The following is a 15,064-nucleotide window of genomic DNA, read 5'->3' as shown; positions in this document are numbered from 1 at the left end:
ATTGACAAATAAGCAATTTATTGTTAATTAATTAAATAATTTTATGACTCCAGTTTGCTAAATATCTTATTTGGAAAAAATAAAAAGTTCATAGTAATACTTTTTGGCGTTTTTTAAGCATTTTATCCATTAAATATCAGGGGATCTTTATAAAGCATTCATAATTCCAACTTATGAGAGTGATACTATATAAGTAAGCTAAATTGTTGCCAGTCAACCAGACTTCAGCAAAAGCGATTACAGACTTAACTCAGACATTCCTAACTTAATGCTGGTTAAGTTCAAAGATGAGGCAGAAAATCTGAGATCTTCAAGGAAGGAAGAGGGGAAATGCGTAAGTCTTCTGTCTTCAAATTACCAGAGTAATTAAGTAGTGAAATATGTAGGTATTTCTCTCTCGGAATGTCTTACTTCCGTAACCACTTTTTCATGCGACGAATTCAATTTATAACAATTTAGTTGGAATTTGAATAAGTTGCCTAAATGACATGCAGTTTGGGAAGCATTGCAGCAGTTTAGAACTAATTCCCTTACTTGCAAAACAAATTTTAAGGAGCCAGAATTATGAGAGCTAAACACATTATGACTCAAGATGTAGCTACTATTCGCGGTTCCGCTACTGTAGCAGAAGCAGTCAAATTAATGCGGCTCAAAGAATTGCGGGCGTTAATTGTAGAACCTCGCCACAGTGGTGATGCTTACGGTATTATTACCGAAACCGATATTGTATCCAAGGTTGTTGCTTATGGCAAAGATCCTCAACGGATGCATGTCTATGAAGTTATGAGCAAACCCTGCATTGTGGTTAATCCTGACCTAGATGTAGAATATGTGGCACGTTTATTCGCTAATACTGGTGTATGGCGTGCGCCTGTGATCCAAGGTGAATTACTGGGCATTATTTCTGTCACAGATATTATCACCAAGGGCGACTTCGTAGAAAAACCAAAATTAAAATTCGTCCAAAAAGAGCTTCAAAAAGCTATCTCGAATGCACGCTCAGTTGTGGCTAACTATGGTGCAGATTCTAAGAGAGCCGAAGAAGCTTGGGATTTAGTAGATGAACTCGAAGCCGAAGCTGGTTATTATGGCGTACCCAAACCAGAAAAAACTGCAAGGCAGCTATTCTCTGAAGGTAGAGAATATGTATCTGTAGGCTAAGAGATTTGATTTTTCAACGATGTACTGTTTAGAGCATCAATTTATTGATTCAGATAACTTAGTACCCTACTATTTTCTATCTGTTCCAGCCTTCTCTGCTGCTAACACGAAAGCTGAATGACTTATCTAGTTTGGATAGATACCGGGTCGGGCATTTCTGCTATCTCATACTGGTAAATTGTTGCTCTTTTTCTCTTTCTCTCTTTCTCTGACTGAATAATGGTTCGTGACTCCTGGTGCATTTACTGTTAATTGTTGAGGCATAACAGTTAACAGCCAGCACACCATCCTCATAGTTAATTGGGTCTCATAGCATTTCTTTTACATGGTGGGTAATGCCCACCATTACCTTTTCTAAGAAATGTTATGTCAATTATTTGCGTGTATTTGTATCCATAGGCAGGATATTTATGATTTCTCAAAATCAGCAAAATCTTAGTGACACAACAAAGCAATGGTTACTCACTAAAAGCTACAGTTGCGATGACTTAAACCAGCGAGGTGAAAATGGAGATACACCTTTGATGAAAGCTACAAGAGAAGGCTTTTACGCAGTAGTCCAAGAGTTAATTAGTTTAGGCGTAGATATTAATGCCAGAAACAATGATGGGAATAATGCTCTATGGTTTGCTTGTTTTGGAAACCACTTCGATTTGATGAATTTGTTACTTGCCGCACATATCAATATTGATAATCAAAATGATAATGGAGCTACTGTATTGATGTATGCAGCTTCAGCCGGAAAGACAGAAGTAGTTAATTTGCTGTTACAACATCATCCTAACATAAATTTAAAAAACTTAGATGATTTTAAAGCAATAGATTTTGCGAGTAATGTAGAAGTCTTAAGGATACTCAAAAATGCCTCAAAGTCCTATCTCTAAGCGAATCTATCATCAAGCAACCAAGCATTCTTACTTATCTGTGCAGCTCGATCCAAATTATGTGGATGCTGCTACTCAACCATCTTCATTTAAAGTTTACCCAAAGTTTTATCGGCGAGTGAAATTAAATCTCAATAATCAAATTCACTCGTTTATCAGCCTTACTAGTGCTGTAACTCTAGAAAAAATGTATAAAGAAGGCGCTGTGAAATTGCGTGTAAATCCGTCTGCTGGCGCTTTATATCCCACAGAAGTTTATATCCAAATTCGCAATATCGAAGGCTTTATTAACGGCATATATCATTTAGAAGTTGAGAATAATTGTCTAACTCTAATCTATGAATTAATTGATGATGGCTTAGAGAGTTATATTATACCTGGCAAAAGTATAAATGGATTCATTTTTTTAATTAGTTGTGTTTATTATAGGTCTAGCTGGAAATACAAAGACAGGAGCCTGAGATATTGCTGGCTGGATAGCGGACACCATTTAGGTGCGATTGCTGCTTCAGCCTATATTCACGACAGAGAGATACAGTTAATTTTCGATTTTGATAAACTCGCTCTCAATACAGATTTAGGATTTGAGAATAAAGAGTTTATTACTGCTTGTGCGATTTCGGGAGAAATCGAAGACAAGAAAGTCAGAAATTTAAGGTTAAAAGTTCCTTTTGTCTGTGGCACCGATTATTTTGAAGCCAATGAATTCATTGAACAAGGCTATCAAAACACATCTCTTCAGCCGAGTCGCCAGCAGAAATTAGTGCATCCCCAGTTCAACTTTGACAAAGATAAATTTTTTCAGACTGTTTGGATGAGACGCTCAATTAGACGTTTTTATAAACAGTCAATTCCTCAAGAAAGTTATTGGCAGCTATGGCAGCAGTTTCAGCAGCCAATACCAACCGAAAATTTTGAGGAGATAGAAATTTACTCTGTTGTACATCATGTCAGAGGGATGACTCCAGGGATATATAAAGGGAAGCATCTATTAAAGGCGGGCAATTTTAGTGAAAAAACAGGTTACTTGTGCATCAATCAAGCAATAGTTAGAGATAGCGCTGTAACTTTATTTTTTACGTCCGACTATATAAATTATCCAACAGCTATGTTAATAGCTGGTTTTTTAGGGCAAAGAGTTTATCTTATTAGCAACTTTATGGGCATTCATTGTAGTGGGATTGGAGCTTTCTATGATGATGAAACCCAAGAATTTTTAGGAACTAATCAAGATGTACTCTATGCGATCGCAATTGGCATATAACTTAGGAAATCAACAGAAATGGCTAAAGAAATTTACTCCCAAGAAGATGATTCACACCCAATGCAGCTGACTTCAGCAGATATTATCCTGCGTCAGCAACTTGAGTATTCTATTAGCAGGTACTTCTATGAAGCCTGCGATCGCTTTATCCAAAATCTCTTATCTACTTGTCGTTGGTATGTCACCACCGATGCTAGCGTGATGGTGTTGGTAATTGAATGTCCCGATGAAGTTACTAACTGGCGGATTCTACAAAAAATCGTGCCAATGGGTAAGTTACTTTATAAGATTGTTAGCAGTGCTAAAATCCGTGTTTGCCCTCCCGAGAGCCAAGGCATACCCTTTGAAATGAGGGTAGATGAATTGTCGATTTACGGAGATGATATCTAATCTTATTCTATGTTTTAGAGGGGGGATTTTGGCATCTGGATTGTTAATTAAACCTAAAAATTCTGTCTGATGATTGCGGCTACTTCCGCAAACACCAGATTAGCAGAATGCTCGATCGCAGGGCTTAATTCCAAGCCTAAATCAAGATTTGCTGCTTCAATAAGGTAGACTATTACCTCTTGAGGAAAGTCATTTTGAAAAATTTTCCGTCCAGCAGCTAAAGCATTATCCCAACGAAAATCATGCAAGTTATAACTAGGTTCTGGTAAAGCTTCGAGTTCTTTCCCAGGGACTTTAAATACTGCGCCTGGTTCAGAACCTGTGGAACTTGCATCAATAATAATTAATTGTTTGCTTCCTCTGGCTTGAAACATCACTTCCATCCCTCCGGTTCCGCAGTCATAAACTCGGACGTTGGGATGAGGATTTTCAGCGAGAAATTGCTGTAGGCGTTGAGCGACAATTACGCCTACAGCATCATCACTGCGATTGAGATTACCACAACCAATAATAGTTAGCATTTTTTGAGCGCGTTTTGAGAATCAGCCTGTATTTTGATGGGTTACTGTAAGCAGAAAAGGCACAAAATATAATAGCTATTTACTTAATATTTACTATTTTTAATATGAAGATGATTTTTAGGGGCACAATCAATTGTGTCCCTACTATTTAGTATATCTAAAGTAGGTTAATTAGAAACTAAAACTCTACTCCATATTTTTTGGCAATTTCAACCAGCTTCTCATACTGTTCTTGTCCAGCTTTGAGCAAAAGTGTGTCTGCATCTTCCGGTTTTGTACCATCTTTAGGGATTAAATATTTGACATATATTGAGACAAAATCAGCGATAATTGCCACACCAGATAAAGCATGTGCGTCTGCTTCTTTACCTGCGATCGCAGCTACTAAACCTGCTTTAATGGGGTCAGGTTTCACTTTCATGAACTGATCGACGAGTTTCGGAATATAATCTGCTGGTGCTAGGTTATTTAACTTAGTAGTATCAGGCTTAAAATCACAGCCTGCGGCTTTTGACTGTTCTAATACACACCATTCTGTAAATTCTTGGAGTGCAGCGTCGGGAAGAAGAGGAAGATATTTATGTAGGGCGATATCAGACACAAGCTTACCTTATAAATTTCAATTTTTTGCAATGCGTAAAGCAAGATTAACGCACTATATCAAGCAGTTTTAGTATGTTAAGCTACTACTATTAATTAAATATCTACAATTATCTTGATAATTACTATATTCATTATTTTGTATTGTGCTTTAGCCGTAAGCCATAACGCACGGAAAGTTACCAGATGTGCATTACGCTATTGCTAACGCAACCTATGCACGTAATTTTCAAAATTAAATATGAATTTTTGAATATCCCACTTTATTTACCGAAACTGCATAAGCTTTACTAGCCTGAGAACTATATATTAGTGGAGACGACAAAATTATTAGATATCAGGTGAATATGAAAAAGTCGCAGAGGGCATATTCTTTAGTAAAACTAACATGGGCTCCAGTATTTCTCAGTGTTCTCAGTTGTCTGACATTACCTTCAAATTCAACCATAGCATTAGATAAACAACCACTAACCTATCAACAACAAATTAAATCTATTTTTAGCCAAAATCAAACGACATCAGCATTAGAAAATTTAGAACGCAGTCCCAATCTAGCTTTATTAAATTTATTAGCGCAGAGTTTCCCAACTAGAAATGTTAACGCGCCAACGGCTGAGATAATTAAGCAAGTTGCTAAAAATCAAAATGCAACACTTGTACAATATTCACTACTAAACCAAGATGTTAATGTTGCAGGTAAACGAAAAACTCAGCCTTCTGATTTGGTAATTTGGGTAATTCAACCTACAGGCGAAATTTCTCTAAGACAAGTTGATTTAAAAGCTTGGCAATCAAAACATAAGACTACTCTGGCAGATGCGATTAATCACCTTCAACAAAGTCACAGTCAGGGACTTGAGCGACATAAAGGCATAATAAAAATATCAGATACTAACCAAAATAGTTCTTCATTAGCTAGAAAACAACTACATGAATTACTTATTCAACCAATATCTGATATTTTACCCACTAAACCAGAAGCAAGAGTCATTTTTATACCTCAAGATAAATTATTTTTTGTACCTTTTGCAACTTTACAAAATGAGAACAATAAATATTTGATTGAGAAATACACAATTTCTACTGCACCATCAATACAAGCTTTAGATTTACTAGCAAAAAGGCACAATCCCAAGACAAAATCTACTCAAGATGTGTTGATAGTTGGTAATCCTACTATGCCAACTAAACCGCTAAATCCTGGTGAGTCATTTAGTAAGCTATCTCCACTACCAGGTGCAGAAAAAGAAGCAAAAAATATTGCCAGCATCTATAATACCCAAGCGTTGATAGGAGATGCTGCAACTGAAACCACAGTTGTAAAGCGAATGTCCAACGCCAGGATTATTCATTTAGCAACATCAGGATTGTTGGGGAACTCAATAGAAAATCCCGGCTTACTAGCCTTTGCACCTTCTAATCATGATGATGGTTGGTTGACTGCGGCTGAGGTTAGCAAACTAAAGCTGAAAGCCGAACTAGTTATTTTGAGTAGTTGTGATTCTGCTTTAGGCAAAATCACAGGTGATGGTGTAATTGGCTTATCGCGTGCATTCTTGGTGGCGGGTGCTAACAGTGTAATTGCTTCGTATGACAAGATTTCTGATGAATCAACGGCGACATTAATGACGGAATTTCATAGTAATTTAACTAAAAATCCTGATAAAGCTGCTGCGTTGCGTCAAGCAATGTTGGTGACAATGAAAAAATATCCTAATCCTCAAGATTGGGGAATGTTTACAATCGTAGGTTTGCCATAAAGAGAAAATGAGGGGGTAGTTAATCAGAAAATTTTTAATCTTCAGCAAAAATGCTATTATCTGTTCATATACAGAAATAAAAAATTGCTGTTCAAAATCATGTTTTTGACTAACTCTTTAGAAAATCAACTTCAGCGTTGGAACGACATTATTCGTAATCAACCACAAAATCCTAATGCTTACATTAGACGTGGAATGATTCACTTTCAGCTTGCTAAAATTGATGAATCAATTAAAGATTTTGATACAGCCGAAAAAATAGATCCACGCCTTAAACCATATTTATGGCAGCGTGGATTATCTTATTACTATGCAGAGAAGTTTGCTGAAGGTGCTGAACAATTTGAGATTGACTTAACTGTTAATGCTCAAGATGTCGAAGAAACAGTGTGGCGATACCTGTGCATAGCTCGCATTAATGGTGTAGAGAAAGCACGTAATTCGCTATTAACTGTCAGAAATGACCCCCGGCGAATTATGCGGAGTGTATATGATTTATATGCAGGAAATTGTACAACTGATGATGTTTTAAATGTTGGTCAATCTGAAGGTGTAAAAGGTAATTTTTACAGCCATCTTTATTTAGGATTATATTACGAAGCTGAGAATAACTGGGAATTATCTCAAGATTATATAGTTAAAGCTGCTGATGATTACAAAATAGATGATTATATGTGGTATTTAGCGCAGGTACATAAAACCCTAAGACAATGGTCTTAAAATCATCTAATTATTAGGATTGGCTTTTGTTTCCAACTGAACTTGGCGGTACAAATCCGCGATCGCAATTTCTACATCCACCGATTCCAGGCGTAATTTATCATCCAAACTATATTCGGAAAGCACCCATTTCCCCTGTTCGTTGCGCCGAAACACTTCTACACCAGGCTGAGTGACTTGTACCAACACATATTCCTGCAAAGTTGGAGATTGGCGATATTTGGCAAACTTTTTCCCCCTATCGGCTGCTTCTGTTGAAGGTGAAAGCACTTCGATAATTATGCAGGGAAATTGCACCAGTTGTGGATCGGTATCTCGCTCATCGCAAGTTACCACCACATCGGGATAAAAATACTGTTGTCCTGGTTCTACCTGCACTTTGACATCTACAATATATACTTCACAAGAGCGATCGCCTAAGGCATCATCTAAAAGCTTAAAAAAATTTGCAGACACCCGATTATGGTTGCGCGTACCACCACTCATCGCCACGACTTCGCCATCCCAATATTCGTAGCGTAGTTCTTGGGTGGGTTCCCAAACTAGATATTGTTCAGCACTCATGAAAATGCGATCAGGTAAAGCAACCATTGGATTAGGTAACGATCATTTTTATCTAGGATAGCGAAAAAAGAGCTTGCTCTTAATTGCTATCCTGAATCTCTAACTAATGTCCTAGCATTTTATCCCGCAGGTGCTTAATGCGATCGCGCAAATTTGCTGCTTCTTCAAATTCTAGTTTTTTCGCGGCTTCTTTCATCTGCGCTTCGAGTTTAGCAATCAAGTCGGGAATATCTTCTAGGGGTAGTTCATCGATATGTTCATCTACTACTTTTAAATCTGTAGCATTTAACCGTCGCGAAACATCTAAAAAAGACAAAATCGCGTTACTTGATTTTTTCACAATTGGCTGAGGTGTAATCCCATGCATTCGGTTATAAGCCGTTTGAATTCCCCGCCTTCTATCTGTTTCTTCAATGGCTTTAATCATGCTATCTGTGAGATTATCAGCATACATGATTGCCTGTCCCTTAATATGACGTGCAGCTCTACCAATTGTTTGAATTAAAGAACGTTCAGCGCGCAAAAATCCTTCTTTATCTGCATCCATGATGGCTACGAGGGAAACTTCTGGTAAATCCAAACCTTCCCGCAATAAGTTGACTCCCACTAAGACATCAAACTTGCCTGAGCGCAAATCTTGTAAAATTTCAATCCGTTCAATGGAGTTAATTTCTGAATGCAAATAGCGGACGCGAATGCCGTTGTCTTCCAAATATTCTGTTAAATCTTCCGCCATCCGCTTAGTTAAGGTAGTTACCAAAACTCTTTCGTGACGGTCAACTCTGTCTTTAATTTCTCCTAGTAAATCATCAATTTGTCCTTCTGTAGGACGCACGAAAATTTCTGGATCAATAACACCAGTTGGTCGAATTACTTGCTCAACTATATTGCTATCAGAAATTTCTAATTCCCAAGTTCCTGGGGTGGCGGAAACGAAAATACATTGATTTACCTTTTGCCAAAATTCTTCTGCTTTTAATGGACGGTTATCAGCAGCACTGGGAAGGCGAAATCCATGTTCAATTAACACTTTCTTCCTCGCTTGGTCGCCGTTATACATCCCACGAATTTGCGGTACTGTCACGTGAGATTCATCAATAACTAACAGCCAATCTTTAGGAAAATAATCAATTAAACATTCTGGTGGTTCCCCTGCTTGTCTACCCGCGAGGTGGCGCGAATAGTTTTCTACGCCGTTACAGTAACCAACTTCGCGCAACATTTCTAAGTCATAGCGAGTGCGCTGATCTATGCGTTGCGCTTCTAATAATTTTCCTGCTTCTTCTAATTCGGCTTTGCGTTGTTTTAATTCAGCCGCAATATCATCACAAGCCACCCCTAAACGTTCTTCTGGGGTGACAAAGTGACGTGCAGGGTAGATATTGACTGCTTGCAGGCTATTAATAATTTCACCTGTCACGGGGTCAATATAGCGAATTGCATCAATTTCATCGCCAAAAAATTCTACCCGAATAATGCGGTCTTCGTAGGCAGGGCCAATTTCTAAGACATCACCCCGGACACGAAACTTACCGCGGCCCATTTCTAAATCGTTGCGGCTATACTGCACAGATGCCAAGTCTCGCAAAATCTGGCGTTGGTTTACTTCCATGCCAATTTGTAAGGGTATAGCAGCTTTGAAATATTCAGCCGGCATTCCTAAACCGTAGATGCAGCTAATAGAAGCAACCACAATCACATCACGACGTTCAAAAAGCGATCGCGTGGCTGAATGTCGCAACATATCTATTTCATCATTAATCGAAGCTGTTTTCTCAATATAAGTATCGGTTACAGGAATGTACGCTTCCGGTTGATAATAATCGTAGTAACTCACGAAATACTCAACGGCGTTATTGGGAAAGAATTCCCGCAACTCGTTACAAAGCTGTGCAGCTAACGTTTTGTTATGCGCTAGCACCAAGGTAGGCCTACCAACTTTCTCAATTACTGCTGCTACTGAATATGTCTTACCAGTTCCTGTAGCACCCAGTAAAGTTTGATAGCGATTCCCAGCTTTAATACTAGCTGCTAATTGTGCGATCGCTTGCGGTTGATCGCCTGTTGGACTAAAGGGAGCTTGCAGACTAAATTCTGTCATACAGTTGTGCCAGAAATACCCTTTCCCATAGTAACGATCAGACTATGCACTCGTGGAACCAGATTAGGTAAACGAATATATGGCAATCTTTATTTATAAATTTTTACTTATAGCATTTACTTATGTGTACTTTTTGAAGATAATTATACCTATCTCTGGTTTTTTAAGGTTAAACTCTCATATATACAAAAAAATTCATGTCAGTTTAATTATTGTAAAAACCACTTAACAAACCGGAGGAGTTCAGATATGACAATTAGTAGCACTGGCAAAGCAGTCAGTCCTCGACAAAAGCGTGCCAAGCTAAAAGGAGAAAGTACAGTGGAAGTAGAAAATAATCAGGGTAATAGCTTGAATACAGATAAAGTCGAACAAGGTACAGAGAAGCCAGTGCAGAACGAAACTCCAGGAACACTCGCAATATCTGGAATTCGTCCCATAGGTGCTAGTGATTTAGAAGTTGCTGAAAAACTCTCCATTGCTGGAGTGCGTCCCGTTAGCACCAGTACATTAGAAGTTGTTGAAACCTATAACGCAATGGGTATTCGTCCAATTGGTGCTAATACATTCCAAGTTGTTGAAAGTATTAATCTCTCTGGTATTCGCCCAGTTAGCTCAAGTTCATTGGTAATTTCTGAGAGTTACTCAACATTCGGTAACCGTCCGATAGCATCAAATGAGATTGACAATTCCGAAAATCTAATGGGTTTTCTAGATTAGATATAACAATCATTTTCATAATTTTATAAACCCGGTTCTTGCCAGAAACCGGGTTTATTTATTTTAAATATAGACTTATTAGGAAAAAATGCCCTCGTGTTTAGAAGATAGACACAGACCATATATTCGTAATTTATGCGCGATAATAGTCTGCCAATTTAGCACCTCAAATAGAGTTTAGAAACTTTCAGCCTTAGCAAGACAGTATACTCATTATAAGTTTTATATCGATAAATATTCAATATATTTAAACACAAATAAACGATGTCTACATACACAATAATAGAACTTTTAAATTGATAATTTTTCTACTATCATTGCTATCTGAAGATATGATTCTAGTAGAAAAACCATAATATAATATTCTCTATTTTAGAGTAAAAACTATTTTCTAATTGTTAATAATAGTTAGGACGTACGCAAGTGTCATATTTTTTTCGTTTGGGTTTGTCCAGGGGAGCCAGTCACGTGCGGAGGTTCCCTCCGTTGAGTGAACTGGCGTTCAAATGTCAAGAGTCCAAAAATCTAAATTTTTGACCCTTGACTCTTGACTATTGACTCTTATGCCAGAGAATCACTGTGCCAGTTGCGTAAGTCCTGATAGTTATGAATTTGCTAATTTAAACAATTAAATACATCCTGTAGAATTGTATGGGTCTCACTCTTATAAAATGGATTCATATTAAATACATAGGCTAATTCTACACAATTCAATCTAATTTTTAGATTATATTATCTCTCTTTCAGCATAGGTAGTTAATATATCCTGTGGTGGAAGGCTAGGGAGAAAAGATTAAGCTACCTTGTAAAAGTCAACAAAAAAGTTGAGAGTTGCAACCGAAATTTGCAACAAATCCCTATTAAATTAAGGAGTACAAAATGAGTATAGAGGATCGTGCAAAAGCTGCAGGTAAAAATATTGAAGGTAAAGCCCAAGAAGCTTTAGGCAACATTACTGGAGACCCAGAAGATAAGGCTGAAGGCAAAGCTAAACAAGCTGAAAGTGAAGTTCGTCATGGCATTGAAGATGTAAAAGACAACGTCAAGAAAAAGCTTGACTAGAGCTAATTATTTTTGCATTAGTTATAGGGAGTAGAAAATAGATTTATATAACTAATGCGAAAATCAAGGCTGGTTATTAATCTCTTAATACCTCTACTATCTCTATCAATGGAAATAGTAGGGGTATTATAGCCTATCTTGAGCGAACTCTTGAGCATTTTAATATTGAGAATATTTTTAAAGATAGGCTAATAAAAATTATCAATTCGGCGTGAAAAGCTGCTGTATTTCAATTAATCTGCAATATTTCTTAGGAGGTAAACACATGATTCTGCTCCAGCAGAGTCGCAAAATCTTGATGGCTGGCATCTTGATTTTGGTTCTAACAATTACTACTGCCTGTGGTGGTAGTAACGTTGCTCAACTTGACCGCTCAACCAGTACCCCTGCTATAGGTCGAGATGTTGCTTATGCACAATTAGAGCGTGGCAATAGTCCTTCAGGACAAAGTTTTGGTAATTGGGTTGTGCAAACATCTCAAGGATTAATTAAAGATGCCTATGTACGCGATAACAACAAACTAGGCGTTGTTATTTCACCAGATGTGCGTCCTAATGAAGTGCGACCTTTAGCAAAATCTTTAGTACAAGGCTTTCGCAAGAATTTCCCCAATCAAGACTTAACAGTTTTGATTTATGCTCCCGATAAAAAACTGATCGTCACCGCTAAGTACGACACTCAAACTAGCCAAATTCAGTACACCTAATAGCTGACACCAAGTTGCAATCAAATGTCGTATCTGTCATTGCGACCAGAACGCAGTGAAGGGAAGCAATCTCATTAATTTCAAGCTACCACAACAGATCACAATTTAGCATGAATTGGCAATAAAAGCCAAAAGCAAGCTTAATCCCTGCAAATAGCTAAAATTTTTCGGAATTTTAGGGGATTAAATAATATACCGGAAAAAGGAGAAAACCAAAGTGACCAGCAGCGAACAGTACAGGCGTGAAATTATGAAAGATTTGGCAAAGGGAAATGTCGAATCTTTAGATGATCTCAAAACCGATTCAACGACCGAATACGAAAACTTTGACGATTTTGCTCAACGCACCACTACAGACCAGCGTCGTCAATTATTTGGTCGGTCTTTACATCCAGACAAAATTCCCGCTAGCCAAATGGAGCCGGAATTACAACAGGCGATCGCACAAATTAAACCCAATGAACGAGATGATGTCGCAAGAGCCTTTTTCAAGCATCTTAAGGAAAGAGGACTGGATGAACGTCATCTAGAGCAACAACTAAGACTTTCTACTCATCATGCCAGCCGCATGAGCGCTGATGATGTCAGCAAACTTGCATCTTTTGTCTATCACAATCACCCTGATATTTTCCGTGAGGTATTGGCAGAGCAACCGGGAATTATTAAGTTTCTCAGTAATCCGGTGGTTGCAGGCATTATCGGTATTGCCGCAGCCAAGTGGTTAGGTAGACATAAGTAATTACTTCATTCTCGATTGAATATCGTACATAGTCAAAACTAGGTGGGGCAAAACCCACCTTTTTTGTTCATTTCAGGCTCTTTCTATCGCATTCTTAGCAATTTAAAAAATGATGGCGACGGATGGAGCGCTAAAAAGCTCAGTTTGTCAATACTTTTACAGTCCAAAATATGATCACAACTACCCTACAGGAACACTGTGTAAACAGTCTTGCTTGTATGCTGCTTATACGCTGATTAGCGAATTTATGTTTTTAAGCTCAGAATTATACTTGCATATATACCGATTTTATTCATTACCAAGAGTAAATTCACCAAGAATTTATATACTGATAGACAAAATACTCAACGTTAAATATGAAAGTACTTTACCTGTATAGCTTTGGTTTGTATTAAGATTAAGTAAAGTATAAAAACTCATTTTAAAGTTTTTGTAAACATAAGTAATTACTTCTAAGTAATTTAAAATTTATACAATAATAAAAAAATCAGTTTGCTGATTTTGACGAAAAAAGCAGACAAAATCGAAATTCAACAATGACGCTATCTTCAACGGTAGTTGTGTTTATCAGCTAATGAGCTACTCATCGTTGACAGCAAACTCGGAGTCAATGGTAGCTAATTTTACTTCAGGGTTCATCTACCATCAACCTTTATCTGTTAATGGGAGTTAGCTTGATGACCAGATTAGCAATCAAGAAGAATTTAATGCAGGTTAGTACCTTAGCAGTTTTGACTACTGCGATCGCAGGAATACTGAGCATAGGCAAAGCGCAAGCCGGAGTCATAGATTTTGATGATCTGCCCGGGAATATAGACTGGATACAAAATGGATATAAGGGATTTAGCTGGAATAATTTTGCATATTTAAATAGTGCTAATTATTTCGACCCATCAGCCTATAAAAACGGAACAGTTTCAAATCCAAACGTTGCATTTAATTCAGGTGGAGATCCCGCTTCTATAAGTATTAATTCTGGTCAGTTTGATTTCAACAGTGCTTATCTTACAGGCGCTTGGAACAATGGGCTAAATATTCTGATAGAGGGTTTATTCCAAGGGTCTACAAAGTATTCACGAACTATAAATGTAGGGTCTACTTCCCCTACATTGTTTAATTTCGACTTTATTGGCATTGATAATCTAAAATTCACTTCTTACGGTGGTGTTAATGCAGGTTATAACGGTAGTGGTACGCATTTTGTGCTTGATAACTTTACCTATAATGAGTCTAAATCTGTTCCCGAACCTTTAACCATATTGGGTACATTGACAGCAGCTGGTTTCGGCGTGACTTTGCGTTGCAAAAAAAAGCAGGAACAAAAAGGTACAGCTAAAGCCTAAATTAGAGTCTGTAACTAGATAAATATTGGATTTTTTGGTGAAAATAAATTTATATTTTCAAGTGCAAAAAACCAATTTTTGCGTAATATCAATTCTCTAAAAATTCAGCAACAGATACATAATCAGAAAGCCTATTATCTGGCTTTGCTAATTTTGAAGTGGTATAAGTTGGTTTGGTTGACGATCTACACTTTAAAAAAAGTGTAGATCGTCAATTGTGTGTTAATAATTCACAGACGGTATCTATAGCTGCGTACCAATAAAAATCTGTACGGAAGCATCCCAAGAATATCGATAAGACTCATAGTATTATTCAGCTACTAAAGTTAATTCATATACTCTTTATATATAAAGGTATAAAATAGCCCTGATGAAATATGTATAAAGCTAACTTTATTGGGCTTTTCAGCTTGCCTGATAGTATTATTAAATACACAATGAATGAGTAAAGATTTTATAAATGTGTTTATTTAATGTGGCAAATACGCTTTGAATATGTAAAAATCACAACATTAGAAGCCTCTAGTAT

Annotated in this window: 15 protein-coding genes; 11 read left to right on the top strand and 4 right to left on the bottom strand. The window is 37.3% G+C overall.

The features are described from left to right. The first annotated feature begins 564 nt into the window (after positions 1-564). From AACU25_RS24425 to AACU25_RS24410, 4 genes are all read left to right on the top strand, one after another. Positions 565-1,161, top strand: a complete 597-nt coding sequence (locus tag AACU25_RS24425; protein WP_190445962.1) for a CBS domain-containing protein — start codon at positions 565-567, stop codon at positions 1,159-1,161. Between the two features lie 410 nt (positions 1,162-1,571). After that, positions 1,572-2,045, top strand: a complete 474-nt coding sequence (locus tag AACU25_RS24420) for an ankyrin repeat domain-containing protein (protein ID WP_096580098.1) — start codon at positions 1,572-1,574, stop codon at positions 2,043-2,045. Beyond that, positions 2,023-3,309, top strand: a complete 1,287-nt coding sequence (locus AACU25_RS24415; RefSeq protein ID WP_096580096.1) for a SagB/ThcOx family dehydrogenase — start codon at positions 2,023-2,025, stop codon at positions 3,307-3,309. The genes AACU25_RS24420 and AACU25_RS24415 overlap by 23 nt, the downstream gene beginning before the upstream one ends. An 18-nt stretch (positions 3,310-3,327) precedes the next feature. Further along, positions 3,328-3,699 carry a hypothetical protein gene (locus tag AACU25_RS24410; protein WP_045868651.1) on the top strand — a complete coding sequence of 124 codons (372 nt, stop codon included), beginning with the start codon at positions 3,328-3,330 and terminating at the stop codon, positions 3,697-3,699. Positions 3,700-3,752: 53 nt separating this feature from the next. Here the strand turns inward: AACU25_RS24410 and AACU25_RS24405 are convergent, their stop codons facing one another. After that, positions 3,753-4,220, bottom strand: coding sequence for a hydrogenase maturation protease (locus tag AACU25_RS24405; RefSeq protein ID WP_096580094.1), 468 nt, complete (start codon positions 4,218-4,220; stop codon positions 3,753-3,755). Between the two features lie 178 nt (positions 4,221-4,398). Next, positions 4,399-4,821, bottom strand: coding sequence for a hypothetical protein (locus tag AACU25_RS24400; protein WP_096580092.1), 423 nt, complete (start codon positions 4,819-4,821; stop codon positions 4,399-4,401). A 346-nt stretch (positions 4,822-5,167) separates the two neighbouring features. Between AACU25_RS24400 and AACU25_RS24395 the strand changes: the two genes are divergently transcribed. Together AACU25_RS24395 and AACU25_RS24390 are read left to right on the top strand one after the other, a co-directional pair. Continuing rightward, positions 5,168-6,580 (top strand): CHAT domain-containing protein, encoded by a 1,413-nt coding sequence (locus AACU25_RS24395; RefSeq protein ID WP_096580090.1) that lies wholly within the window; start codon positions 5,168-5,170, stop codon positions 6,578-6,580. A gap of 99 nt (positions 6,581-6,679) precedes the next feature. Then, positions 6,680-7,300: a tetratricopeptide repeat protein gene (locus AACU25_RS24390; protein ID WP_096580088.1), complete on the top strand. Its 621-nt coding sequence runs from the start codon at positions 6,680-6,682 to the stop codon at positions 7,298-7,300. Positions 7,301-7,306: 6 nt separating this feature from the next. Here the strand turns inward: AACU25_RS24390 and AACU25_RS24385 are convergent, their stop codons facing one another. Further along, entirely contained in the window at positions 7,307-7,891 is a 585-nt protein-coding gene (locus tag AACU25_RS24385) for a Uma2 family endonuclease (protein ID WP_096580086.1), read from the bottom strand. A 76-nt stretch (positions 7,892-7,967) separates the two neighbouring features. Continuing rightward, the gene (gene uvrB / locus AACU25_RS24380) at positions 7,968-9,965 is read right to left on the bottom strand and encodes an excinuclease ABC subunit UvrB (RefSeq protein ID WP_096580084.1); all 1,998 of its coding nucleotides are present in this window, start codon (positions 9,963-9,965) and stop codon (positions 7,968-7,970) included. A 249-nt stretch (positions 9,966-10,214) separates the two neighbouring features. On the opposite strand from uvrB, the gene AACU25_RS24375 reads away from it, so the two are divergent. From AACU25_RS24375 to AACU25_RS24355, 5 genes are all read left to right on the top strand, one after another. After that, positions 10,215-10,685, top strand: a complete 471-nt coding sequence (locus AACU25_RS24375) for a hypothetical protein (RefSeq protein ID WP_096580082.1) — start codon at positions 10,215-10,217, stop codon at positions 10,683-10,685. Positions 10,686-11,564: 879 nt separating this feature from the next. Beyond that, positions 11,565-11,747 (top strand): CsbD family protein, encoded by a 183-nt coding sequence (locus AACU25_RS24370; protein ID WP_096580079.1) that lies wholly within the window; start codon positions 11,565-11,567, stop codon positions 11,745-11,747. Between the two features lie 265 nt (positions 11,748-12,012). Beyond that, positions 12,013-12,453 (top strand): hypothetical protein, encoded by a 441-nt coding sequence (locus AACU25_RS24365; RefSeq protein WP_096580077.1) that lies wholly within the window; start codon positions 12,013-12,015, stop codon positions 12,451-12,453. A 217-nt stretch (positions 12,454-12,670) separates the two neighbouring features. Further along, positions 12,671-13,192 (top strand): hypothetical protein, encoded by a 522-nt coding sequence (locus AACU25_RS24360; protein WP_096580076.1) that lies wholly within the window; start codon positions 12,671-12,673, stop codon positions 13,190-13,192. 677 nt (positions 13,193-13,869) lie between these two features. Continuing rightward, the gene (locus tag AACU25_RS24355) at positions 13,870-14,535 is read left to right on the top strand and encodes a PEP-CTERM sorting domain-containing protein (RefSeq protein ID WP_321206848.1); all 666 of its coding nucleotides are present in this window, start codon (positions 13,870-13,872) and stop codon (positions 14,533-14,535) included. Positions 14,536-15,064: the final 529 nt, after the last annotated feature.

It is taken from the genome of Tolypothrix tenuis PCC 7101 (assembly GCF_963874875.1).
Classification (GTDB): Bacteria; Cyanobacteriota; Cyanobacteriia; order Cyanobacteriales; family Nostocaceae; genus Aulosira; species Aulosira tenue.
Note: the sequence above shows the minus strand (reverse complement) of the source record. Positions and strands in the feature narration are given on the sequence as shown.